At 52.3% G+C, this 24,751-nt stretch carries 20 protein-coding genes and 1 tRNA gene; 1 reads left to right on the top strand and 20 read right to left on the bottom strand.

Annotation, left to right across the window (positions count from 1 at the left end; translation table 11 throughout):
* Window positions 1–167: 167 nt before the first annotated feature.
* Window positions 168–488, top strand: coding sequence for a hypothetical protein (locus tag B5E77_RS08040; RefSeq protein ID WP_087164853.1), 321 nt, complete (start codon window positions 168–170; stop codon window positions 486–488).
* 513 nt (window positions 489–1,001) lie between these two features.
* On the opposite strand, the gene iadA is transcribed toward B5E77_RS08040, so the two are convergent.
* The 20 genes from iadA to B5E77_RS08140 form a co-directional block, all read right to left on the bottom strand.
* Window positions 1,002–2,195 (bottom strand): beta-aspartyl-peptidase, encoded by a 1,194-nt coding sequence (iadA, locus tag B5E77_RS08045; RefSeq protein ID WP_330394646.1) that lies wholly within the window; start codon window positions 2,193–2,195, stop codon window positions 1,002–1,004.
* 103 nt (window positions 2,196–2,298) lie between these two features.
* Window positions 2,299–4,044, bottom strand: a complete 1,746-nt coding sequence (yfcC, locus tag B5E77_RS08050) for a putative basic amino acid antiporter YfcC (protein ID WP_087164854.1) — start codon at window positions 4,042–4,044, stop codon at window positions 2,299–2,301.
* 248 nt (window positions 4,045–4,292) lie between these two features.
* Window positions 4,293–5,219, bottom strand: a complete 927-nt coding sequence (gene trxB / locus B5E77_RS08055; RefSeq protein ID WP_242963676.1) for a thioredoxin-disulfide reductase — start codon at window positions 5,217–5,219, stop codon at window positions 4,293–4,295.
* A complete protein-coding gene (locus tag B5E77_RS08060; protein ID WP_087164855.1) occupies window positions 5,200–5,538 on the bottom strand; it encodes a thioredoxin family protein in 339 nt (112 codons plus the stop codon). The genes trxB and B5E77_RS08060 overlap by 20 nt, the downstream gene beginning before the upstream one ends.
* 15 nt (window positions 5,539–5,553) lie before the next feature.
* Window positions 5,554–7,047, bottom strand: a complete 1,494-nt coding sequence (gene pdxR / locus B5E77_RS08065; protein WP_087164856.1) for a MocR-like pyridoxine biosynthesis transcription factor PdxR — start codon at window positions 7,045–7,047, stop codon at window positions 5,554–5,556.
* A 68-nt stretch (window positions 7,048–7,115) separates the two neighbouring features.
* Window positions 7,116–8,783, bottom strand: coding sequence for a glutamine--tRNA ligase/YqeY domain fusion protein (locus B5E77_RS08070; protein ID WP_087164857.1), 1,668 nt, complete (start codon window positions 8,781–8,783; stop codon window positions 7,116–7,118).
* 162 nt (window positions 8,784–8,945) lie between these two features.
* Window positions 8,946–9,896, bottom strand: coding sequence for a D-2-hydroxyacid dehydrogenase (locus tag B5E77_RS08075; RefSeq protein ID WP_087164858.1), 951 nt, complete (start codon window positions 9,894–9,896; stop codon window positions 8,946–8,948).
* 2 nt (window positions 9,897–9,898) lie between these two features.
* Entirely contained in the window at window positions 9,899–12,136 is a 2,238-nt protein-coding gene (locus B5E77_RS08080; protein ID WP_087164859.1) for a DNA gyrase/topoisomerase IV subunit A, read from the bottom strand.
* 24 nt (window positions 12,137–12,160) lie between these two features.
* Complete coding sequence (locus B5E77_RS08085; RefSeq protein WP_087164860.1) at window positions 12,161–14,083, bottom strand: DNA gyrase/topoisomerase IV subunit B; 1,923 nt, start codon at window positions 14,081–14,083, stop codon at window positions 12,161–12,163.
* An 8-nt stretch (window positions 14,084–14,091) separates the two neighbouring features.
* Entirely contained in the window at window positions 14,092–15,651 is a 1,560-nt protein-coding gene (locus B5E77_RS08090) for a hypothetical protein (RefSeq protein ID WP_087164861.1), read from the bottom strand.
* 63 nt (window positions 15,652–15,714) lie between these two features.
* Window positions 15,715–16,284 (bottom strand): hypothetical protein, encoded by a 570-nt coding sequence (locus B5E77_RS08095; protein WP_087164862.1) that lies wholly within the window; start codon window positions 16,282–16,284, stop codon window positions 15,715–15,717.
* 173 nt (window positions 16,285–16,457) lie between these two features.
* Window positions 16,458–16,529 (bottom strand) — tRNA-Glu (locus B5E77_RS08100).
* Between the two features lie 156 nt (window positions 16,530–16,685).
* Window positions 16,686–17,174: a Cys-tRNA(Pro) deacylase gene (ybaK, locus tag B5E77_RS08105; protein ID WP_087164863.1), complete on the bottom strand. Its 489-nt coding sequence runs from the start codon at window positions 17,172–17,174 to the stop codon at window positions 16,686–16,688.
* The gene (putP, locus tag B5E77_RS08110) at window positions 17,174–18,751 is read right to left on the bottom strand and encodes a sodium/proline symporter PutP (protein WP_087164864.1); all 1,578 of its coding nucleotides are present in this window, start codon (window positions 18,749–18,751) and stop codon (window positions 17,174–17,176) included. The genes ybaK and putP overlap by 1 nt, the downstream gene beginning before the upstream one ends.
* A gap of 100 nt (window positions 18,752–18,851) precedes the next feature.
* Complete coding sequence (locus B5E77_RS08115; protein ID WP_087164955.1) at window positions 18,852–19,565, bottom strand: YoaK family protein; 714 nt, start codon at window positions 19,563–19,565, stop codon at window positions 18,852–18,854.
* A gap of 70 nt (window positions 19,566–19,635) precedes the next feature.
* Window positions 19,636–20,193, bottom strand: a complete 558-nt coding sequence (locus B5E77_RS08120; RefSeq protein ID WP_204248031.1) for a Fe-S-containing hydro-lyase — start codon at window positions 20,191–20,193, stop codon at window positions 19,636–19,638.
* Window positions 20,193–21,035 carry a fumarate hydratase gene (locus tag B5E77_RS08125; protein WP_087164866.1) on the bottom strand — a complete coding sequence of 281 codons (843 nt, stop codon included), beginning with the start codon at window positions 21,033–21,035 and terminating at the stop codon, window positions 20,193–20,195. The genes B5E77_RS08120 and B5E77_RS08125 overlap by 1 nt, the downstream gene beginning before the upstream one ends.
* A 221-nt stretch (window positions 21,036–21,256) precedes the next feature.
* Entirely contained in the window at window positions 21,257–22,420 is a 1,164-nt protein-coding gene (locus tag B5E77_RS08130; RefSeq protein ID WP_087164867.1) for a permease, read from the bottom strand.
* 30 nt (window positions 22,421–22,450) lie between these two features.
* Window positions 22,451–24,055, bottom strand: coding sequence for an FAD-dependent oxidoreductase (locus tag B5E77_RS08135; RefSeq protein WP_087164868.1), 1,605 nt, complete (start codon window positions 24,053–24,055; stop codon window positions 22,451–22,453).
* A gap of 14 nt (window positions 24,056–24,069) precedes the next feature.
* On the bottom strand, window positions 24,070–24,744 hold the full coding sequence (locus tag B5E77_RS08140) for a 4Fe-4S dicluster domain-containing protein (RefSeq protein WP_087164869.1): 675 nt from the start codon (window positions 24,742–24,744) through the stop codon (window positions 24,070–24,072).
* Window positions 24,745–24,751 lie beyond the last annotated feature (7 nt).

Here is a 24,751-nt window from a genome sequence, read left to right on the forward strand (position 1 = left end):
GAGTAATATATATTTTTTATAATGACAACAAATTTTTAATATTTTTTCGCTTTTCTTTTTTGCCATTCCGTATTACAATAGAGAAAAATTACCAAACATAATCTTCGGAACCGGCTGCGGCCGCCGGAGCAAAAAATCAGAAATCTATTTAAGGAGGAAACTGTAATATGAAAAAGCTGTTGAAATTTGTCGGAACCGTGGCTGCTTTAAGCGCTGTCGTGGCCGGAGGCGTAGCGCTTTACAAAAAGTTCTTCGCACCGGAAGAGGATTTCAGCGATCTGGACGATGATTTTGACGACGAATTCGAGGATGAGGATCTGGACAGCGACACCCAGGCAGAGAGAGGCTATGTATCTCTGAACAACACAGCCGAGGCCGTAAAGGAAAAAGCTGCGGATGCAGGCGAGACTGTAAAGGAAGCTGCGAAGGAAGTGAAGGAAACAGTTGCAGACGCAGCGGAGGAAGTAAAAGAAACCATTACAGAATAAGAGACGCTTTCTGTATCCTGTGTTCGGCCCAGGCCGCTTTCTCTTGCCACTGCGTGGCAATTCACCTTGCGGACGTTTCACGGACGCATGTATGCTTCCGGACGGACCAAGTTCCGCCTGAATCCTACATGCGTCCGCGAAAAGCCGGACACGTGGATATCAGAAAGCTTACATAGATTCGCCCCGCTCAGATTTCTACCCCGCGTTCCAATACGCACATCATCACAGAAACACATTCTGTATACGCAATAAATTTCTTGTCATCTAAATCTCCCACCATTCACTAAATGAGCTGACTGTCCTATCCCCCTCTGTTTCACCGCCATCAGAAATAAACGATAGAAGCAAATACGGGCTTTCGGTTTTCTGATATCCCAGTGTCCGGCTTTTCGCGGACATCTGTGTGGTTCAGGCGGACTTCAGTCCGTCCGGAAGCATACAGATGTCCGTGAAATGTCCGAACACAGGATACAGAAAATCGAAAGCCCTGCATCCTTCTATCTTTTATTTCCTTTATTTCTTCTCAAAGGTTCCGAATACCTGCTGCTCTCCGTCTTTCACAACAAACTGCCCCTTCGCCATAACCGTCTTAAGCTCCAGCGTGTCATCCGTCAGGAAACAGATATCCGCGTCAAATCCAGCCTTAAGCTGTCCCTTGGCCCCGAGCTTCAACACAGAAGCCACATTCGAGGTAATTCCCTTTACTGCAATCTCCAGCGGAATTCCTTCCTTCTGTACGCACTCGCGAATCTCTTTGAGCAGGCTGGACGCCTTTCCGATGCCAATTCCCTGATATTCTCCCTGTGCGTTGAAGACAGGCATACTGCCCTGTCCGTCAGAGGAAATCGTGAAACGGTCGCTGGAAATTCCCATATCCAGCAGTCTTCTGACGCCTCTGCATACCCGTACCTCGTCGCAGATCGTTTCCCAGTAATCGATGTCCTCATTGCCCGAAAAATCAATGGTCAGGCCTTCCTTTGCAAGCTCCAGGCAGGCATCAAAAAGGCCTGCGTTGCGGTTTACGTGGGTGGGAAGAAACTGGGAAGCCGGAATCTCTGTCTCATGAAGCACGCGCTCAATCAGATCCATATGTCTCGGACTGTCTCCCAGATGCACATTCACCACTCCGGCCTTGCCGGAAAGCATGCCGGCTACGCGGGCGTCCGCCGCAATCCGGGCAAATTCCTCAAAGGTGGGCTGCGAAGAACGGTGATCTGAAATTGCCACCTCTCCGACGCCAATCACCTTGTCCAGCATCATAATATCTTTCATGATGCTGTCCGTAAGCGTCTGTACCGGAACACGATAGGAGCCTGTATACACGTAAGTACTGATTCCTTCATTTTCCAGTGCATGGGCCTTCGCCAGGAGAGCCGTCATATCTCTGGCCACGCTGTCTGTTCCGATACAGCCCACCACAGTAGTAATTCCGTTCCTGATCAGATCTCCCAACGACGCTTCGGGTGTCCTGGTCTGAAAACCGCCTTCGCCGCCCCCTCCCAGAATATGCTCATGACTGTCGATAAAGCCCGGCACGGCAGCCATACCGTCCGCATCCATTTCCTCTACTTCTACGCTTCCGCCGAAATCAGCCTTCAGTCCTTCCCCTACCGCTGCAATTCTGCCGCCGAGTACCAGAATATCCTTTACTCCGGCATACTCCGGCTGATAAACCTTTGCGTTTCGGATCAATGTAACCATTGCCATATTTATCCCTGCTTTCCTGTTTGTTTCTCCGCGCCTGCCGCGGATCCGTGAATGAAAAGTATCCGTGTACAGGGACATCCATCCCCGCACACGGATATCAGTTTTACTGGAAGTTCATTGCCACCGCAATAGCGATAAAAATCGTTCCCATCAAGAAGAAAAACGCCTGCATCTTAATCTGGAACTTCGCCCAGGTACCCCAGTCGATCCTGGCCACACCCAGAACTCCGATAAGGCTGGCTGATACTGGTGTAAACGCATCCACAAAGCCTGCGCCCAGCTGGTAAGCCAGAACTGCAATCTGACGGGATACTCCAACCAAATCCGCAAGCGGCGCCATAATCGGCATCGTCAGTGCGGCCTGTCCGGAGTTGGATGTCACAACCAGATTAAACAGGCTCTGGAAAATGTACATGAACCATGCTCCGATAAAGGACGGAATTCCTTCCAGGGCATTTCCAATCACATACAGAATCGTGTTCAGCGTTGAATACACATCCGCGTCAGAACCGCCAAGCACCAGAAGGATTCCCTTTGCCATACCTACAACCATGGCGGTTCCTGCTATGTCGGCTACGCCTCCCTGGAACGCAGAGGCCATCCCATTGATCGTCATGCCGTTCAGCTTGAAGATAATTGCAATTACACCGGCCACGAATCCCATCACAAAGAACTGAGAAGCGATTTCCGGAATATAGAAGCCCTTCTGGGTTACACCCCAGACGATCCAGATCAGCACGGCCAGCATCTCCAGAAGAATCAGCTTATGGCCCAGATTGAACTCTCTCTCTTCATCTGTCACGGATACCATCCGATCCCGGAAGTAAGCGTCTCCCGCATATACTACGGAATGCTGCGGGTTTTTACGGACACGCTCTGCATACACCATAAGGAATGCCGCAGAAGCCAGCGTCACAACTACCCACATTGTCAGACGGAAGGTGGCGCCGGAAAGCACCGGAACGCCTGCAATACCCTGAGCAACCGCCACAGAGAAGGGGCTCATCCAGGATACCGCGTTACCTACCTGGGAAGCTACATAGGTTACCGTAACGGCCACAATGGAGTCATAGCCCAGCGCAATCACAAAGGGCACCATAATCATCGCAAACGGAATACATTCCTCCGCCATGCCGAAGGTCGCGCCTCCAAGTGAAAACAGAATAAAGAACAGCGGAATGGCCAGTCTCTCCAGACCCTTGGTCTTCCGAATAAACGCATAAATTCCCGCGTCAATCGCTCCTGTCTTCATGATGATACCAAAGGAGCCGCCGATTACCAGAATCAGCGCGCAAAGTCCTACGGCAGAGCCCGAACGGTCTCCCGTCACCAGGCCCTCAAATACATAGTTCATGAAGCCGAAACCGCCGAAATCCTCGGTTCCCCAGACGCCTGCCGTCTTGTGCAGCTTTTTGCTGGTATCATAGAATTCTTCCCCATACCGGGAATACATTTCATCATCACTGATGCCCACCGCATCCAGATCTTCCTGTGTCCATGCAGAGGAATCTGTCTCCATCAGCGCCGCAAGCGCCTCGGGATCCACTTCCCACTCTTCCATCACAGCCTGATCCTGGCTGATCTCCTCAAGAGCGCCTGCCACAAAGTCTGTGTTCAGATTATAGTAATAACGGAAGGTGTCCGCCATCAGGACCGTTCTTGTAGCCGTACCGCCGTCCGCATCTGTATATTCGATTGTATGGGTGCTGAATTTTCCTGCCGGAATCAGATAGGTAAGAAGCCAGCAGACGATTACTACGAAAAAGATAATCGCATAGGTGTGAGGCGTCTTCAGCTTGGTAAAATCCTTTTTCGCCGGAGCCTGTCCATTTTTCTTTTTGAAACTCATAACTAATCTCCCTTGTTACGCAGCAGCAGCCCTTCCTTTGCAGCCGGATATTCTCAAGTGGGGGGAAACCGTGCTGAATACTTTTATTATGCCGGATGGCTCTGCCGCTTTCTGTTGTATGTCTTCCATTTTAACCTATTGCATAAGAATACACAACTATAATTTTCCGTATTTATAAAAATTGCCGGGATCCCGGAAAAGCAATCCGGGATCCCGGCTTTAGGCCGATGCTTCTGCCCTGTAAAATCCTAACACCCTTCTTCTGCCAGATACTGCTCCGCGTTCCACGCGGCAGCCGCTCCGTCGGCTGCCGCCGTAATCACCTGCCGGAGCTGCTTTGTCCTCACATCTCCCGCTGCGAATACCCCGGGAAGATTTGTGCGCGTCGTTTCGTCTGCAATCAGGTAACCGGCCTCATCCATGTCCACCTGGCCCTCAAAAAGCCCGGTGTCCGGAATCCGGCCAATGGATACAAAAATTCCGTCCAGGGAAAGCTCCCGCTTTTCTCCCGTTTTCGTATCCTCTATCTCCACTCCGCTCAGATGCTTGTCTCCCAGAAACGCCGTCACCCGGCTGTTCCAGACCAGCTCCACGCTGCTCCCAAAAAGCGCATCCTGGTAAACCTTCGTGGCGCGCAGGGTATCTCTTCTGTGAATCAGATAAACCTTCTTACAGATTCGGGAGAGCAGGAGAGCATCTTCCACCGCGCTGTTGCCGCCTCCATAGACAGCCACAGTCTTATCCTTGTAAAACATACCGTCACAGGCTGCGCAGTAAGCCACGCCGCGGCCCGCAAACCGGTCTTCGCCCTCCACTCCCGTCTTGCGTGGATAGGCTCCTGCAGCCAGAACCACTGTCCGTGCCTGAAATTCCTTTTTCCGGGTACGGACAATTTTGACCTGCCCGGAAAGCTCGACGGATTTCACTTCCGAGAACTGATTTTCTGCCCCAAAGCGCAGGGCGCCCTTCTGCATTCTCTCTCCGAGCTCGAAACCGCCGATCCCCTCCGGAAAGCCCGGATAATTGTCTATCTGCTCTGTATTGGTCATCTGCCCGCCTGCAGACAGCTTTTCCAGAACCAGCACAGAAAGGCCGCTTCTCGCCGCATAAAGGGCTGCTGTGTACCCGGCGGGGCCGCCGCCAATCACAATCATATCATAAAGCAATTTCGTTATCCTCCAGCCATTCCTCTATCGCGTCTCTGGAGCCGGGAGCTACCAGATCCTCTCCGATTCTTTCACCGTTTCTGAAAAGAATCAGGCTTGGAATCGTCTCTACTCCAAACTGGTCCGCCAAAGCTGCCTGCTCGTCCACATTTACCTTGCCGACCACCAGCTTCCCTTCTGTGTCCTCCGCAAGCTCCTCCACCGCAGCTTCAATTCTCCTGCAGTAGACACACCAGGGCGCCCAGAAGTCCACAAGGACCGGGAGCGCTGATTCCAGCACCTCCTCTTCAAAATTTTCGGATGTCACGGTTAAGATTTTTTCGCTCATATGCCTTTCCTCCTTTTATCTGAAAACAGTATTGCCATTTTCCCTGTTTTTACCCCAGGCTTGGAAACAAATGCCTGCCTCAGCCTCTGCACGCTGTTCCCGGCTGCCGCCCCAGGCGTGGATAAGCCGCTCTGCCGCTCCCTCAAGCTCCTCTTCTGTCAGCGTCGCATACCCCAGAAGCACGGCTGCTCTGTCCCTTTTGCTCTGCGTCCCGCCAATCGAATACTCTGAGAGGGGATAAACCCGGACTCTCTGACCCGCTGCCCTGCGGATGGCCTCTTCCTCACTCATGCCGTTGTGAAATTCCGCCAGCAGATGAACGCCTGCATTTTCTCCCGAGATTCTGCAGATGCCGGAAAGCTCCCGAAGCTTTTCCAGAAGGATATCATGCTTTCTGCCGTAAATTCTCCTCATCCGGTTCAAGTGCCGCTCAAAATAGCCGTCCCGGATAAAAGCATTCAGGACCATCTGATCAATCCGGGAAACCGTTGAGGAAAAACGCGCTATTTTCGCTTCGTATTCTAAGAGAAGCGGTTCCGGCAGAACCAGGTAGCTGATCCGAATCGCAGGTGCTATGGACTTCGAAAAAGTTCCTATGTAAATGACACGGCCATACCGGTCGGAGCCCTGAAGCGCCGGAACCGGCTTTCCCTTATAGCGGAACTCGCTGTCATAATCATCTTCAACGAGATAACGTCCTTCCTTTTCCGAAGCCCATTTCAAAAGCTCAAGGCGTCTTTTGATTGGCATCACAATCCCCAGGGGATACTGATGCGACGGCATCACATAGGCGGTATCCGCCCCTGAGGCCTCCAGCTGTTCCACGCTCATTCCCTGGGCATCCACGGGAACTGTCGTAAGCGGGCAGCCCAGCTGTTCGAAAATCCGGTATGCATGCTTATAGGTCGGACTCTCCATCGCGACGCGGTGCTCTGTTCCCAGAAGCGCCGAAAGCAGCATCAGAAGATAATCGTTTCCGGCTCCCAGAATCACCTGTCCGGGACTGCAGCTGACTCCTCTGGCCTGATGAAGATAGCGGCTGATCGTCTCCCGCAGCTCCCATTCCCCTTTCGGATCTCCCAGCTGAAACAGCTCCCTGCTGTCGTCCAGAAGCACGTTCCGCGTAAGCCTGCGCCAGACATCGTAAGGAAAGCTCTCCAAATCAATCCCATTGGGCGTCAGATCGTAATCCCAGAGTGAAGCAGCATCCGTCTTTTTTTCCCTCACCGGCTCCTTTCCCGGATCCAGGCTGTAAAGCCCTTCGATCCGGCACACATAATAGCCCTTGCAGGGTACTGCCTCAAGATACCCCTCCGACACCAGCTGCTCATATGCCAGATCCACCGTACTGCGGCTCACCTCCAGAGACGCAGCCAGGGATCGACTTGAGGGCAGCCGCTCTCCTGCGCGCAGCTGCCCTTTTTGGATTTCATGCTTCATATAGCTGTAAATCTGCTCGTACAGAGGCTCCCGGGCCTCCGGGTCAAGACTGATTGCAAGCTCCCGCATCTTCTCCTCTCCCTTTCCCTTTCTCCTGGAGGCTTTTCGGAGCCTCGCCAGAGCTGCGGTGTTCCGGCTCAGGCCTTCGGAAGCTTAAAGGAGCTCTTCAGCGATACAATGCGGTTAAATACCAGCTTCTCCGGAGTCGTATCCCTGGCATCCACACAGAAAAAGCCGTTGCGCACAAACTGGAAGCTGTCATAGGGCTTTGCGCCCTCAAATCCCGGCTCCAGATAAGCATTCTCTATCACAGTCAGAGAGTTCGGGTTCAGGTTCAGGCTTCCATCCTCATTGTAAACGCCCTTCTCCTCATCGATAATATTTTCGTAGAGACGCACCTGAGCCGTAATTGCATAAGGCGCCGGAACCCAGTGAATCGTTCCCTTCACCTTGCGCCCTGTAAAGCCGCTGCCGGCCTTTGTCTCCGGATCATAGGTGCAGTGCACCTCAACGACCTTTCCGGTCTCGTCCTTCACAAAGCTCTCGCATTTCACGAAATATGCGTGCATCAGGCGAACCTCATTGCCCGGGAAGAGACGGAAATATTTTTTCGGGGGCTCCTCCATAAAGTCCTCCCGCTCAATGTACAGCTCCCGGCAGAACGGGATCTTCCGGCTGCCCAGCTCCTCATTTTCCAGGTTGTTGGCAGCATCCAGGTACTCCACCTGTCCCTCCGGATAATTGTCAATAACGAGCTTAATCGGATCCAGAACCGCCATCAGGCGCGGCCGCTTCATCTTCAGATCCTCACGGATACAGTACTCAAGCATCGCATAGTCTACTGAGGACTGGCTCTTGGAAATGCCGCAGAGATCCACAAACATCCGGATGGACTCCGGCGTAAAGCCTCTGCGCTTCAGCGCGGCGATGGAAACCAGGCGGGGATCATCCCAGCCGTCCACAATTCCTTCCTCCACCAGCTTTTTGATATAACGCTTTCCTGTGACCACATTGGTCAGGTAAAGCTTTGCAAACTCAATCTGGCGGGGCGGCATCGGATACTCCAGCTCACGAACCACCCAGTCATAAAGCGGACGGTGATCCTCAAACTCCAGTGTGCACAGGGAATGCGTGATTCCCTCAATGGCGTCCTCGATGGGATGCGCAAAATCATACATCGGATAAATACACCATTTGTCGCCTGTATTGTGATGGGTCATATGAGCTACCCGGTAGATAATCGGATCGCGCATATTGATGTTCGGCGAAGCCATATCAATCTTCGCACGCAGAACCTTCTCCCCATCCGCGTACTTCCCTGCACGCATTTCCTCGAAGAGCTGCAGGTTCTCCTCCACGCTGCGCTCCCGGTACGGGCTGTTCTTTCCCGGCTCCGTCAGCGTTCCGCGGTACTCGCGGATCTCATCCGCAGTCAGATCGCAGACATAGGCCTTTCCCTTCTTAATCAGCTTTACAGCCGCCTCATACATCTGTTCAAAATAATCGGACGCAAAAAACAGGCGTTCCTCCCAGTCCGCGCCCAGCCACTGAACGTCGGCCTTGATGGACTCCACAAATTCTGTCTTCTCCTTGGTCGGATTTGTATCATCAAACCGGAGATTAAATTTTCCGCCATATTTCTTGGCAATTCCATAGCTCAGCAGGATCGCCTTGGCATGTCCGATGTGCAGATAGCCGTTGGGCTCCGGCGGAAACCGGGTATGGACGGTATCGTACACGCCCTCCGCCAGATCCTTATCTATCATCTGCTCAATAAAATTTTTACCAGTCGTTTCGTTCTCCATAACGTCTCCTCGCTTCTCTATCCGTGTTTTCAGCAGTTCCCCAGTCTTCTTCCTTTTCCGGGATGCACTGCTGTGAATTTGCCAAAATCATACCACAGCTTTTCTCTCTTGGCAAGTAAAGGCTGAAACAGCATCCCTGCCGGATGCCGCCCCCGGCCGCCTTCACATGCAGTATCCCGTCTTCCTGTCTACCACATTGCGGAGAGGCCTTTTTACCAGATAACACTCCAGGTTCTCGATACAGATATTCAGAATTTTTTCCAGATTCTCCGGAAGCGTAAACCCTCCGGACACATGCGGCGTCAGAATCACATTTTCCATATCCCAAAGCGGATGATCGGAAGGCAGCGGCTCCGGATCTGTCACATCCAGGCAGGCGCCCGCGATGCGTCCCTCCTTAAGCGCCCTCGTAAGCGCCTCTGTATCCAGAGTCATGCCCCGGCCCACGTTCAAAACCACAGCATTTTTCTTCAGCATTCCAATGCGTTCCTCATTCAGCATATGCCTGGTGTCCTGATTTCCCGGCAGGCATAAGGCCACGATATCCGCCAGAGGCAGCTGCCGCTCCAGGCGCTCCAGCGTATAGAGGTCGTCCACTCCCTCCGGCTTCCTTGCCTCTCTGCGCTTGATTCCCACAGTACGGCAGCCAAGCCCCTTCATCTTCTGCGCAAAGGCGGTTCCAATGTCTCCTAAGCCTATCACAAGCACCCGGCTTCCCTCAATGATCCTGACATGGCCTTCGCTTTTCCAGACATGCTCTCTCTGATTCCGGCTGTAGAGATTCAGGTTTTTCTGAAGCTCAAACAGCATTCCCACCATATGCTCAGAGATTGCCAGCCCATAAGCTCCGGTAGCGTTCGTCAGCAGGACGTCTTCGGGCAGCGCGCCGCCGCAGTAGCCCTCCGTGCCCGCATTATTCAGCTGCAGCCACCTGAGCTTTCCCGCATGAGCCAAAAGCCTTGGCGGCACATTTCCCAGAATGACCTCCACATCTGAAAGAATCTCTTCTGTCAGCTGATCCGGCAGACAGTACACAAATTCCTGATGCCGGAAATTCTGTTCCAGTTTTTCCTTCTGCCTCTCGTTCAGAGGCAGCGCCACTAATATCTTCATGTTCAGCCCCTCACCTTTGTTCCCTTCGTGTCACGGCTTCCTGCTTTCAGCTTATTCAGAACCATCGTTTTCCCTCTGTACTCTATCGTCTGCTCCGTACCTGCATGATACAGATAGATCGCTTCCAGGGAATCCGTTTCTCCCAGCCGCATTCCGCGCACGCCTATGGCTCCCTTTTTCTTTTCCGGCACCTCTGCGACGCCGAAACGCAGGAAATATCCTTCCCGGCTCTGGAGCACCGTCTGCTCGCTTCCATCAGTAACTGCCACGAGAAGAACCTCATCGCCTTCCGCAAGCTTGGTAGCCGCCACAGTCCGTTTGTTTGTCTCAAACTCACTTCCATCCACAATTTTCAGCATGCCGCTTTTCGTTCCGAAAAACAGCTTCTTATCCCGAAGCGCTTCCATGCTTCCTATTCCCACCAGCTGCTCCTCACTGCTGCTGTAATTGCTGAAATTATCGATGGGTGAGCCCTTGTCGCGGAATTTTCCGAAGGGAAGATCCAGCACCTTGATAGTGTGTAGCTTCCCGGTATCGGTAAATACGCAGATCCTTCCTGTATTCATACAGGGAAAGACATATTTATATTCGCAGTCGGCCGCCTCCTTATTGCGCTCGTACACAACCATATCGACCGTTTTGGCATAGCCGAACCGATCCATCAGAAACATGACCGGCATCTCTTCGATTTTCTTTTCTTCCAGAACGATTTCCTCCGCGTTTTCCACAGAAGTCCGTCTCGGCCTGGAAAATGCCTTTTTAATAGCATCCATCTCCCGGACAATCACCCGGGTCATGCTCTGATGGTTTTCCAGAATATCCTCATACTCTGCGATATTCTTCAGCGTCCTTTTATTTTCCTCCATCAGGGCCTGAATTTCCAGGCCAATCAGGCGGTACAGGCGCATCTCCAGAATGGCCTCCGCCTGGCGCACGGTAAAACGCAGCTTCGCCGCCCGCTTTCTGGACGCTTCTGATTTAAAGCGGATCCCCTCTGTGATTCCTTCCGTCAGACAGGCCTTGGCCTCCTTGACGCTCCGGCTGCCTCTTAGGATTTCAATAATCAGATCGATGACGTCGCACGCCTTAATGAGGCCCTCCTGGATCTCCCGTTTTTCCTGCTCCTTTGCAAGCAGGGTCCGGTATTTCCGGGTAGCCAGCTCATACTGAAACTCGATATAGTATTCCAGGATCTGCTTCAGCCCCAGGGTCTCCGGCCTTCCGTCGGCCACCGCCAGCATATTGACGCCAAAGGTATCCTCCAGACGTGTTTTCTTATAAAGCAGATTCTTCAGAGCCTCTGTGTCCGTACCCTTCTTCAGCTCCAGGACAATGCGGATCCCTTCCTTGGAGGACTGGTTGGAGATATCTGTGATCTCCGGAGCCTTCCGCGTCTCCACAAGCGAGGCAATATCATTCAGGAACTTTCCGATGTTCGCGCCGATCATCGTATAAGGAATCTCAGTTATGACAAGCTGTTCCTTCCCGCCCTTCAGTCTTTCCACCTCGACCCGGCCGCGAAGCTTGATCTTTCCAGTGCCGCTCTCATAGATCGCCGGAAGCTCATCCTTATTTACGACAATGCCCCCCGTAGGGAAATCCGGACCCGGCATCAGCGCCAGAAGCTTCTCGGTCGAAATATCCGGATCCTTCAGATAGGCCTTGGCCGCGTCAATCACCTCGCCCAGATTGTGGGGCGGAATGCTGGTCGCCATACCTACCGCAATTCCATCGGAACCATTTACCAGCAGGTTCGGCACCTTCGCCGGCAGTACCACAGGCTCCTTCTCGTTTTCATCAAAGTTCGGGACAAAGTCAACCACATCCTTGTCCAGATCGGAAAGAAAGGCTTCCTGGGTCACCCGCTGAAGCCTGGCCTCCGTATACCTCATAGCCGCCGCCCCATCTCCTTCGATGGAACCAAAATTTCCATGACCGTCCACCAGCGGCAGTCCCTTCTTGAACTCCTGAGACATCACCACCAGCGCCTCATAGATAGAGCTGTCCCCATGAGGATGGTACTTACCCATGGTATCTCCGACGATACGGGCACATTTCCGGTAGGGCCGGTCATAACGGATCCCAAGCTCATACATATCGTAAAGCGTTCTTCTCTGCACAGGCTTCAGGCCGTCCCGCACATCAGGCAGCGCGCGGGAAATAATGACGCTCATCGCGTAATCGATATAGGATTTCTGCATCAAATCCGAATATTCCGTGCGTATAATCTGTTCTTCCATAATTCCTCCCTGATCCCTTCAGCCTTATACATCCAGCTCTGCGTCACAGGCATGCTCGTAGATAAACGCACGCCTGGGGGGCACCTCTGTCCCCATCAGCATCTCTGTCACACTGGAGGCCATGCGGGCGTCCTCAATCTCTACCCTTTTCAGAATCCGGGTCTTGGGATTCAGCGTCGTCTCCCAGAGCTGATCCGGATCCATCTCCCCAAGTCCCTTATAACGCTGCAGCGTAAAGCTGCCCTTATGGCGCTTCCGGTACCGTTCCAGGGCCTTGTCATCATAGAGGTATTCCTCCTCGCCCCGGGCGGGCATAGCCTTGTAAAGAGGCGGCATGGCAATGTAGACATGGCCTTCATAGATAAGCTCCGGCATAAACCGGTAAAACAGCGTCAAAAGCAGGGTAGAGATGTGGGCCCCGTCCACATCGGCATCTGCCATAATGACAATCTTGTCATACCGCAGCTTTGCGATGTCAAAATCGTTGCCGTACCCTTCCGAAAAGCCACAGCCAAAGGCGTTGATCATGGCTTTAATCTCTGCATTAGCCAGGATTTTATCAATGCTCGCCTTCTCCACGTTGAGAATTTTTCCGCGGATAGGCAGAATCGCCTGGAAATTCCGATCCCGGGCTGTCTTCGCAGAGCCTCCGGCGGAATCTCCCTCTACAATAAAAATCTCACATTTGGAAGGATCCCTGCTCTCACAGTTCGCCAGCTTTCCATTGGAGTCAAAGGAATATTTCTGCTTTGTCAGAAGGTTTGTCTTGGCCCGCTCCTCCGTCTTGCGGATCTTTGCGGCCTTCTCTGCACAGCCAATCACACTCTTTAGAGTCTCCAGGTTCCGGTCAAAATAGCGGACTATCTCGTCTCCCGCCACCTTGGACACTGCCCTGGACGCATCCTGATTGTCCAGCTTTGTCTTTGTCTGCCCCTCGAATCTGGGGGATGGATGCTTGATGGAAATGACGGCTGTCATTCCATTCCTCACATCGGCTCCGGTAAAGTTGGAATCCTTTTCCTTCAGGATTCCCAGTTCCCGCGCATAGTTGTTGATGATCGTCGTAAAGCTGGTTTTAAAACCAGTCAGATGAGTGCCGCCCTCGGCATTGTAAATATTGTTGCAGAAGCCCAGCACGTTCTCATGGAATTCATTCACATACTGGAAGGCCCCTTCCACGACAATCCCTTCCGACTCTCCCTTAAAATAGATGACGTCATGAATCCTTTCTTTATTCTTATTCAAATCCTCTACGAAGCCGACGATCCCATTCTCCTCATGGTATTCCACATGCTCTGTCTGCTCGCCGCGCCGGTCTTCGAAAATAATCGTAAGCGCCGGATTCAGATAGGCGGTCTCATGAAGACGGCTTTTGACCTCCTCTGCCTGGAACCTGGTCTTTTCAAAAATCTCCGGATCCGGCAGAAAATTAATCTTTGTTCCGGTCTCCTTCGTCCTTCCAATCGTCGGCAGAAGACCGTCTTTCAGCTCCAGGGTCGGTACTCCGCGCTCATAATGATCGTGATGAATGAAGCCGTCGCGGCTCACCTCAATATCCAGGTAGGTAGACAGGGCGTTCACCACAGAAGAGCCCACGCCGTGCAGGCCGCCGCTGGTCTTGTACACAGAATCGTCGAACTTTCCGCCTGCGTGCAGCGTCGTAAACACAAGCCTCTCCGCAGAGACGCCCTTCGCATGCAGATCCACCGGGATTCCCCGGCCGTTGTCCGACACGGTACAGGAGCCATCCTTCTCCAGAAACACGCAAATCTCAGAACAGAAGCCTGCCAGATGCTCGTCCACGGAATTGTCCACGATCTCGTAAATCAGGTGATTTAATCCTTTTCGGGATACGCTTCCAATATACATGCCAGGCCTTTTGCGTACAGCCTCCAGACCTTCCAGCACCGAAATACTGTCTGCGTCGTAGGTGGTTTTCTTTGTCATATCATTTCTCACTCCTGATTAAATAATTCCAAAAATTCATCTGAGCTGTCAAACAGGTAAATATAATAAGAGTCATCCTTATAAACCGGCTCTTTCCCCTGAATCAGCTCCGCATACTGGTTCAGCTCGTTATAATGCAGCAGCAGAAAGACCGGGCTTACCGGCTCCTCCAGGAAGAGATTCTCCATCTTGGCCAGCCACGGATACAGGGAAAGCTGTTCTCCGTCTCCGCCAGAGAAGGGAACCATTTCAATCTCACCCTCTGTCAGCTCTGTAACGACATTGCAGTTCCAAAAGGTTCCATATCCAAACGTATAATCCTGTTCTTCCAGATATGCAATGCTTCCCATGCGCGCCTCGTTTCCATTATCCTGAAGGCAGAGACTGTATTCCCGGATCCCCAGCACACTGATCCATAAGGCGGCTGCAATCAGAATCCCTTTGCGGATGACAGCAGAATAGTCTGTCTCAAGATAGAATACCGCCAGCAGAGGAACAAACATAATAATGTTTAAGATAAAATATCTGCTCTGGATAGACGTATCTGTAAAAAGAAACAGAATTACCTGCAATACGAATCCCCAGATGCTGAACCACAGCAAAAACTCAGAAAACAGCCTCAGTCTGCTTCTCTGCTTCCACAGGATCACCAGAATCAGCAGAATCAATACCATAAATCCGAGACTCAGTACAAAAAAAATGCCGTCCACAGAAAACAGCCTTGTACCGGGAACTCCCGCTTCCGAATACCCGAAAGCGTCCAGAAACCGGATCAGTACATTCTGGATCCTGTCAAGATCCGGCTGATGAAGGTACATGCCTGAATAGGTGTCAAAAACAAAGATTCTGGACAGCACCGCCGTATTGACCAGATACCCCAGTATCCCCGCCAGCGTACTGGCCCACAGATAGCTGTGCTTCACAAAAAAGTCTTTCAGGCTCTTTACCTGCGGAAAGCGTCTCAGCATCATAAAAAAGAAGGCCGCCCAGGCAGGGAAAAAAGTGATCAAAAGCTGCCGGATTCCTCCCAGACAGGCTCCGAATGAAACAAAAAGAAGAACAATCCAGGCAGCCTTCCGGTATCTCGTATCTTTGTAAAGATATCCCCAAAGCCCCAGGATCAGAAAGGACAGGGCAATGTGAGGGATATAGTATCCCATCCGCCCGATCACATAAAAGGCCATCTGGCTGAAAGGAATCAGAAGAAATGGCGCCGTATACCAGAACCATTTTATGTCCCCTGTAAACCAGCGCATAAAAAATGCGTATGACAACAGGAGCCATGCATACAAAGCAACGTTGCCTATGATATGGACAGCCGTCCAGCTGTCTGTAAACCGAAACAGAAAAGCACGGATCAGCTGTGTATTGATCACACGCAGCTCTGAAGAATATACCCATTCCCTTGTCGCAATTCCATTTCCCTCCGAAAGAAGCTGCGCAAGAATCATTTCTCCGGCATCATCCGAGTTGACCAGGTTCACGCCATTCTGATATAAAACATACAGACCTGCCACTACCGCCAGAACCAGCCAGGCAGCTGACAGAAGACATTTCTTATCCTTCACTCCCTCACCTCATTCGCACAAATGTTCTGTTTGCATCTTAACTAGCATAGTATACCACAATATCTAGTGGTTTGACAAACGTATTTTTTCTAATCTTCGCTGAAGATCCGCAAAGCAGACGCAGGTGCTGAAGGTCACAAACATCTCCAGCAGGCTGGATACAATCCCAACCCACAGATACAGCGCTGCCGCTACTGCAGCCACAGAAAGCTGAAAAATTTTCTGTCCCCGCATTCTGCAGCCCTCCCTTTTTTCCGTCACCCAGACAAGCCTGTGCAGACACAGGAAAAGGAAAAACGGGCCTCCAAAGGAAGCCCATACATGAAGCCGTGAAAGGACAGGCACCTTGCCCGGCAGATAGGGAAGCCCTGTTCCGCACAGGAAAAGCAGAAAGGCGGCGGAAAGAAAAGCTCTTACAAGCTTGTCTCTGCAGTCAGCGTATTCTATCAAATCTTTTCCATACAAATAAAAATAATTCCCTGCTGCAGCGCTCCAGAGCAGAAATATTCCCCTGCTCCCTTCCCGGTTTCCAATCACGGAAAAATTCGTCCCTGTCAGCCCATCCCCCGCCGCCAGCAGAAGCGTCAGCGCCGGAATCACAAAAAAGGAATAGAAGTCATATTTACCACGCATATTGGCAGTCTCCTTGAAAGCATCAAATTGCCATTCATTCTGCTGCTTAGTATGCGAAGGTTCCCGGGTTTCAGCAAAGCAAGTTCTGGAAAGCCCGTAAAAGCGGCTATCTGATTCAACCCATAAGGCTTTCATGCAAAACAAAAAGCCCCTGGAATCCAAGGGCTTTTCAGCAGTCGATAGGGGAATCGAACCCCTGTTTCCGCCGTGAGAGGGCGGCGTCTTAACCGCTTGACCAATCGACCACGTGCAGGCTTTTTTGTTTCCCGCCTGCCGACTTGCTTAGTATATACTAGAACCAGACATTTTGCAAGCATTTTTTTATTTTTTTTCATTTTCTGCCTGGCACTGCTCCCGGCCCAGCTTCCGGCCCCGCACTCCAAAGCTGAAAAGCCAGCGTTTTACGCTGTCACATCTGCAAAGCTGCCGTTTGCAGCCCGCATCAGATCCTGAGGAGAAAGCTCCATCTGGGAGCCTCTTCTTCCTCCGCTGACCATCACCTTTGAAAGCTTCCGCGCGCTCTCGTCCATGACAACAGGAAACTGCTTCTTCATTCCGATACAGGTACAGCCTCCCCGGACATATCCGGTCAGTTCTGTCAATTCCTTGAGCGGAAGCATTTCTATCGCTTTCTCTCCAACCGCTTTTGCGGCCTTCTTCAAATCCAGCTCCGCCTCAATCGGAATTACAAAGACATAATGCTCCCTGCTTTTTGCAGCCGTCACCAGGGTCTTGTAAACCAGCTCATGAGGCTGGCCCAGAGCGTCCGCCATGCTGATTCCGTCCATAAATTCCTCGCAGTCATAGGTATGTACCACATAAGGAATCTTCTTTTGCTCCAGAATCCGCATGGCGTTCGTTTTGACGTCCTTCTCCTTATGCTTTGCCATTATCGGATCTCCTGCTTTCCGGCTACCAGTTCAAACTCCTTTGTAATCTCGTCAGAGGGCGCCTCTGTAGCAAGAGATACCACGACAATTACAATACAGGAAATCACAAAGGCCGGGAACAGCTCGTAAATTCCGAAGATACCGCCCATGGGCTTCAGCAGAAGGTTCCATACAAAGACCATGATTCCGCCGGAAAGCATGCCTGCGATGGCGCCATACCGGTTCGTGCGCTTCCAAAACAGAGAAAACAGCATAATCGGTCCGAAGGTCGCTCCAAATCCAGCCCACGCAAAGGACACAATGTTGAAAATGACACTGTCCTCATCCCAGGCAATCACCATGCCTACCAGAGCAATTACAAGCAGGATGACTCTGGACAGATTCATAACCTTTTTGTCGTCCGCCTGATTTTTCTTCAAAATTCCCTCATAGAGATTTTTAGAAACGGCAGAAGCTGCAATCAGCAGATAAGAATCCGAGGAGCTGATAGTCGCTGCCAGAATTCCGGCCATAATAATTCCGGCCAGCACTGCCGGGAGCAGCGCCTGAGACAGCACAACAAACACGTTTTCCGCTCCGCTTGCGGTAGCCAGGGTTTCCTCCACCGGGAACAGGGAACGTCCAATCACACCGATCGTCACGGCTGCCGCCAGGGAAACCACGCACCATACGGTCGCAATTCTTCTGGACTGCTTCAGCTCACCCTCCTTGCGGATAGCCATAAAGCGGAGCAGCACCTGAGGCACGCCAAAGTATCCAAGTCCCCAGGAGAGTGTGGAAATGATGGTAAGGAAGCCGTAGCTTCCCGCTTCTCCGAACAGCGGAACCCCGCCTGCCGCCTGCTGCACGCCTGCCGCGTCAGTCACCGGCGTCGCAATGGAGGTCAGGGAAAAATATCCCGGAATCTTCATTGCATTTTCAATGACGTTTCCAAGTCCTCCTGCCGCCGAGGTTCCAAGCACCAGGATGGTAAGAAGCGCGATTACCATAACAACCGCCTGCATAAAATCAGAGGCGCTTTCCGCAAGAAAGCCTCCGATAAAGGTATAAATCAAAACAAAAACCGCTCCTGCAATCATCATTGAATGGTAAGAGGTTCCGAATAATGTGGAAAACAGCTTGCCGCAGGTCACAAAGCAGCTTGCCGCATATACCGTAAAGAACACAAGAATGAAAACTGCCGAAATTCCGAGAATCACCTTCTTTTTCTCATGAAACCGGTTGCTCAGAAAATCCGGAACCGTAATGGAATCACCTGCCACCGCTGAATAGCGGCGCAGCCTTTTCGCCACAATCAGCCAGTTTACGTAGGTTCCGAGGGCAAGGCCGATGGCTGTCCATGCCGCATCCGCAAGCCCGCACCAGTAGGCCACCCCGGGGAGCCCCATCAAAAGCCAGCCGCTCATATCCGAAGCCTCAGCGCTCATCGCCGCCACCCATGGGCCCAGAGATCTGCCGCCCAGGAAATAATTTTCCGAGTTTGCCTGCGCTCTCTTCGCAAAATACAGGCCGATTCCGATGACTACCAGCATATAGCCAATCATCGCCATAAGTATCTTCAGTGTATCACCTGACATAACATTACTCCCTTGCTTTATAAATTTCTGTCCATTTTAACATTTTTTTTACGGCCTGTAAAGAAAAACCCTTCCTCGTCTTCTGGCGGCACTCCCTGGCTTAGCCTTTTCCATCCGTACGATACGCCGCTTCTGTCTGCTCAGCCGGGGGAATGAACATGATAACAAATACTGTCAAAAGCAGGAAGCAGACGACCAGCACTGCTTTTTCCAGAAGCATTCTTGTCAAAGCTGTTCCCACGACCGCTCCCACTATAAAAAAGAAAATAATTCCATAATATTGAAGGCTTCTGTTTCTGGCTTTTTTATCCTTATTGATATTATAATAAAAAAGCTGCTCTGTCGCGCTTCTTAAATTTCCGGTACACATCGTAGTTGCATAGGCATTCCCGTGAAGCAGGCGGAAGCTTTCCACCTGCATCGAGCAGACAAAGGACACCAGCGTATTGACCATATCATCCCAGGGGCCCGACGGCACAAAGGCGATACACAGCAGTACCACAAATTCCAGCGCAATCACAATCTGTCTCCAGTGGAGCCCCGGATTGTAGCGGTATTTTTTCCGCACAGCCTCCGTAAGCAGGATTCCCGCCATAAACGCCAGAATCGGCCAGACATAAGACCAGATCTGCTCCCAGTTTCCGTCCGCGGCGCTGATTCCCAGCAGAACGATATTGCCTGTCTGGGCGTTCGCAAACACGCCGCCGCGGCACACATAGGTATATACATCAAGAAAGCCCCCGGTAACAGCCAGAAGCACTCCCACAATATAAGATTCCGAAGCCTTTTCCAGACGGATTTTCATATATTTCATACCTTTTCTATTTGAAAAAGGGGCCGCCGCAGAAATGTTGCGCCAGCCCCTGTCCTGCCATTCTTTTCCCTTACTGCTTCGCTGCCAGATAAGCGGCTTTTCCTTCCTCATAAAGGTTTCTGCCCTCGCTGTCGATAATAACCACGAGAGGCATTTCCTCTACATAAAGCTTTCTGAGAGCCTCCGCGCCCAGATCCTCATAGGCGATCAGCTCGCATTTTTTGATACATTTTGCAAGCAGGGCTCCGGCTCCGCCGATGGCTCCGAAGTAAACTCCGTGATACTTTTTCATGGCCTCGACCACCTCGGGAAGTCTCGCCCCCTTTCCGATCATACCGCGGGCTCCCACAGACATCATGGTCGGTGCATAGGCATCCATGCGGCCGCTGGTCGTCGGTCCTGCGCTTCCAATCACCTGTCCCGGCTTGGCAGGTGTCGGGCCCACATAGTAAATCGTCGCATCCATCGGATCAAAGGGCAGCTTTTCTCCTCTGGCCAGCGTCTCGCACATCCGCTTGTGGCCTGCATCCCTGGATGTATAAATGGTTCCTGTCAAATATACCGTGTCGCCTGCATGAAGCGTGGCGGCAAGCTCCTCTGTCAGAGGAAGGGTAATATGCTTTTCCATTATATCACCTCCGTCTTATGGCGCGTCACATGACAATTGATATTTACCGCGCAAGGCATACCTGCAATATGAGTCGGAAGAGTCTCGATATTCAGGGCCAGAGCCGTCGTCCGTCCGCCAAAGCCCTGGGGGCCGATTCCAAGCTGGTTGATCTTCTCCAGCATCTCCTCCTCCAGCGCTGCGTAATAAGGATCCGGATTTCTCACTTCCGTATTGCGCATCAGAGCCTTCTTTGCGAGCAGCGCGCATTTGTCAAAGGTTCCGCCGATTCCTACGCCGACTACCATGGGCGGACATGGATTCGGACCGGCATTCTCCACTGTCTCCAGAATAAAATCCTTGATTCCCTCAATCCCGGCAGAGGGCTTGAACATCCGGATCGCACTCATGTTCTCGCTTCCAAAGCCCTTCGGGCCTACCGTTACCTTGATCTGCTCGCCGGGCACGATCTCCGTGTAAAGCATAGCCGGTGTATTGTCCCCTGTGTTTCCCCGGCGCACCGGATCGCGCACGACAGATTTCCGGAGATATCCCTTATCATAGCCGCGGCGTACTCCTTCATCCACAGCCTCCGTCAAATCTCCGCCTGTGATATGTACATCCTGACCAATCTCCAGAAAGACACAGGCCATGCCCGTATCCTGGCAGATCGGCACCTTCTCTTCTCCCGCGATCTCAAAATTTGTGATAATCTGATCAAGAACCCCCTGGGCGATCCCCCAGTCCTCGCATGCACGGCAGCGGTGGATTGCATTTTTGATATCCTCCGGCAGCTGCTCATTCGCCTCAATGCACAGACGCTCTATCACGTCTGTAATCTGCTGTGCCTGTATTTCCCGCATAGCTTCTCACCTCCATCAATATAAAACCTGTTTCTTATTTTATCATATTTTCTGTTCCTGTGCATTCTCTTTTCGCATTAAGCCACGCGCAGCTCGACTCCGCTTTGCTCCGTCTCGCTCTCGGCTTGCGCCGTATTCAGGAACAGGCTGATTCCGTCTGGGATGCAAACATCCCATCCGTAATCCCCCTGTTCCTGCGCATGGCTTAATGCTACATAATGCTACAGGAAGATTCCGATAAACTGGCTGGCCAGAACCACCGATACCAGCGCTATGGGATAGGTGGCCGCATAAGCGCTTGCCACATCGTCTGTCTCCGCCACACGGATCAGGGTTCCGAGAGCCGGCGTACTGGTCATACCTCCGCAGATGGAGCCCAGCGTGTTGAACAGATTCAGGTGCAGCACCTTCACAGCGAAGAAATATCCAATGAACATCGGAATCAGCGTCATCAGCGCTCCATAGAGGAACAGAAGAACTCCATGCTCCTTCAAAATCTCCACAAAGCCTGCTCCGGCCTGCGCGCCGGCTCCCAGAAGGAACAGTGCAAGCCCGAATTCTCTGAGACACTCCAGCACATGCTTCTCTACCTGTACACTCAGACGTCCAAAGTGACCGAAATGACCCAGGATCAGCCCCGCAATCAAAGGCCCGCCGGAGGTTCCCAGCGCAAACACCGCGCCGCCCGGCAGCGGAATCTCGATCTTTGCCAGAATAATTCCAAAGGCAATCGCAAGGGAGAACGGGAAGAATCCCATACTGTCCGCGTAAAACAGTTCTTCCTTTTTCGTCTTGTGGTATTCTTCCACCTCCACGCCTGCCGCCGCTTCAAATCTCTCACGCTCAGCAGCCATATCCACCTTCAAAATCTTTGGCACAAGCTGTACAAAGAGCACCACTCCTACTACTCCAAATGGATATGCGATTCCATAGCCTACGGAAGCCGCGTCCGATCCTGTAGCTTCCAGAGCCGCCGCCAGCCCCGGCGTACTCGTAAGCGCTCCGGTCATCATTCCCACACTGATATCCGTGGGAATTCCAAATATCCGGATAACCGCCACACAGGTCAGCGCCCCTGCGGCAATGACAAGCACTCCCAAAAGAATGTAAGAGCCCGCGTTGCTTTTAAAATTCCGGAAAAATTTCGGCCCTGCGATAAACCCCACCGAGGTCACGAAGCAGATCAGTCCCAGCTCCCGCACCAAATCCGGAATCTCCACGCCAAAATGGCCGAAGACCAGAGCCACCAGCAGGATGCCTGCGGTCCCAAGCTCAAGACCGCAGATTTTAATACTTCCTACCAGATACCCGATGACAGCAATCAAAAACACCATCATCAGCGTATTGGAAAATACATTCTCCTGAAACCATTGGATAACCCCCATATGTCATTCCCTCCTGTCCTTCCCAGCTGTCTATCTCGGCAAGCCGAACGTATAATCCGGAAGCAGCATCGGCGATACGCTTCCCGTATGCAGACCGGCCTTTTCAAGCTCATCTGCATATTCCTGAAGATGGTTCAGGTTCATCTTTCCAAGCTCTACTTCTTTGCACCTTACCGCTGCAGCCTTTCCGGCATTCCGTCCAAACACAATGATGTCAAGAAGCGAGTTTCCCATCAGGCGGTTTCTTCCGTGGATGCCTCCCACAGCCTCTCCTGCCACCAGCAGGTTTGGAATCACCTTCGTAAAGCCATCTCCTCCGATCTCCAGTCCGCCATTCTGGTAATGCAGCGTCGGGTAAATCAGAATCGGCTGCTTTCTCATATCAATGCCGTAATTCAGGAACATCCGCAGCATGGCGGGAATCCGCTTTTCAATCGTTCCCTCTCCGTGAAGCATCTCAATGATCGGCGTATCCAGCCAGATGCCCCAGCCTGTCGGAGTCTTAACTCCCTTTCCCCTCTCGGTGCATTCCCGGATGATGGAGGCTGCCGATACGTCTCTCGTCTCCAGCGGGTGCATGAACGCTTCGCCGTCCACGTTTACCAGCATCGCACCTACCGAGCGCACCTTCTCTGTCACCAGCGCTCCGAAGATCTGCGCCGGGTACGCCGCTCCGGTAGGATGATACTGAATCGTATCCTGGTAGAGAAGCGGGGCTCCGGCCCGGTATCCCATGACCAGTCCGTCTGCTGTGGCGCCGTAATGGTTGGAAGTGGGGAAATTCTGATAATGAAGCCGTCCCGCTCCTCCCGTCGCGATGATCACCGTCTTTGCGCGGGCAACCTTATATTCTCCCGTCTCCATATTCTGCAAAACGGCTCCTGCCACCTGGCCCCTGTCATCCTTGATCAGCTCTACCGCCGCCGTAAAATCCACCACCGGAATCTGACGGTTCCAGACCTCATCCCGGAGCACACGCATGATCTCCGCTCCGGAGTAATCCTTGCAGGCGTGCATTCTCTTGCGGGAGGTTCCGCCGCCATGGGTCGTGATCATCCGCCCATCCTTATCCTTGTCAAACATCACACCCAAATCGTTCAGCCACTGGATGGCGTCCGGAGCCTCCATTACCAGGCGGCGCAGAAGCTCCGGCCTTGCCGCGAAATGCCCGCCGCCGAAAGCGTCCAGATAATGCTGCTGGGGAGAATCATTTTCCTTATCAGCCGCCTGAATGCCGCCCTCCGCCATCATGGTATTGGCGTCTCCGATACGCAGCTTGGTCACCATAATCACCCTGGCGCCGGCTGCCTGGGCTTCCAGCGCTGCGGAAGAGCCTGCTCCTCCGCCTCCGATAACAAGCACATCCGCGTCGTAATCTATGTTATCCAGGTCAATCGGCACATTCAAAATGCGGCTGTTGGAGTGAAGCAGGGTTCCCAGCTCAAAAGGAGCCTTTTCTCCCTTATTCGGGCCTACCTTGATTTCCTGGAAGCCCTCCGCCCGGTAATCCGGATGGAACTTGCGCAGCAGCTCGTCCTTTTCCTCTGCTGTCATTCTTCTGGGCTCCACGCCCAGGCGCTGCGCCCTGGTAGCTTCCACCTTTTTAATTGATTCCAGCATTTCCGCTGTATACATATCCGCTTCCCTCCTTATTTCTCAATTTCCCGGTTATTGTACAGTTCCTTCATTTCCGTGATGGGCTTCTCCATAATCTGCTCAATCAGGTCGTCGAAGGCTCCGCTGTGAATTTCCTCCACACGCTTCGCCAGATGCTCTGCCTTCGGGGCAATGTATTTTCCCGTCAGCCTTCTGGCCAGAGTGCCTACCATCGGATGAGAGATGCCTGCCGGACAGCGGGAGGTGCAGATGCCGCAGCCGATGCAGTCGAAGGACTCCTCCGCGCATTTCTCGAAATCACCCCGCTGTGCATACGCAATATACTGCATTACGTTCAGCGACTGGGGACATCCCTTTGTACAGGCGTTGCAGCCGATGCAGCTGTAAATTTCCGGGTAAAGATCCATCATCACCCGCTGCTTCGGGCTGACTTCCTCCATGTCATAATTCCGCTTGTCTGCCGGGAAGAAGGGCAGCGTAGCGATATACATGCCTTCCTGCACCTGGGTCTGACAGGCCAGGCAGGTCTTCAGCTCGTTGTTTCCCTTGATTCTGTAAATGGTCGCGCAGGCACCGCAGAAGCCGTGGCGGCAGCCGCAGCCCCGGACCAGCCGGTAGCCTGCATATTCCATGGCAGCCATGATTGTGAGATCTGCGGGCACGGAATATTTTTTTCCATAAAAATATACGTTTACCATATCCTGCATGTTCTAT

This window comes from Lachnoclostridium sp. An131 (genome assembly GCF_002160825.1).
In the GTDB taxonomy this organism is placed as follows: Bacteria; Bacillota; Clostridia; order Lachnospirales; family Lachnospiraceae; genus Laedolimicola.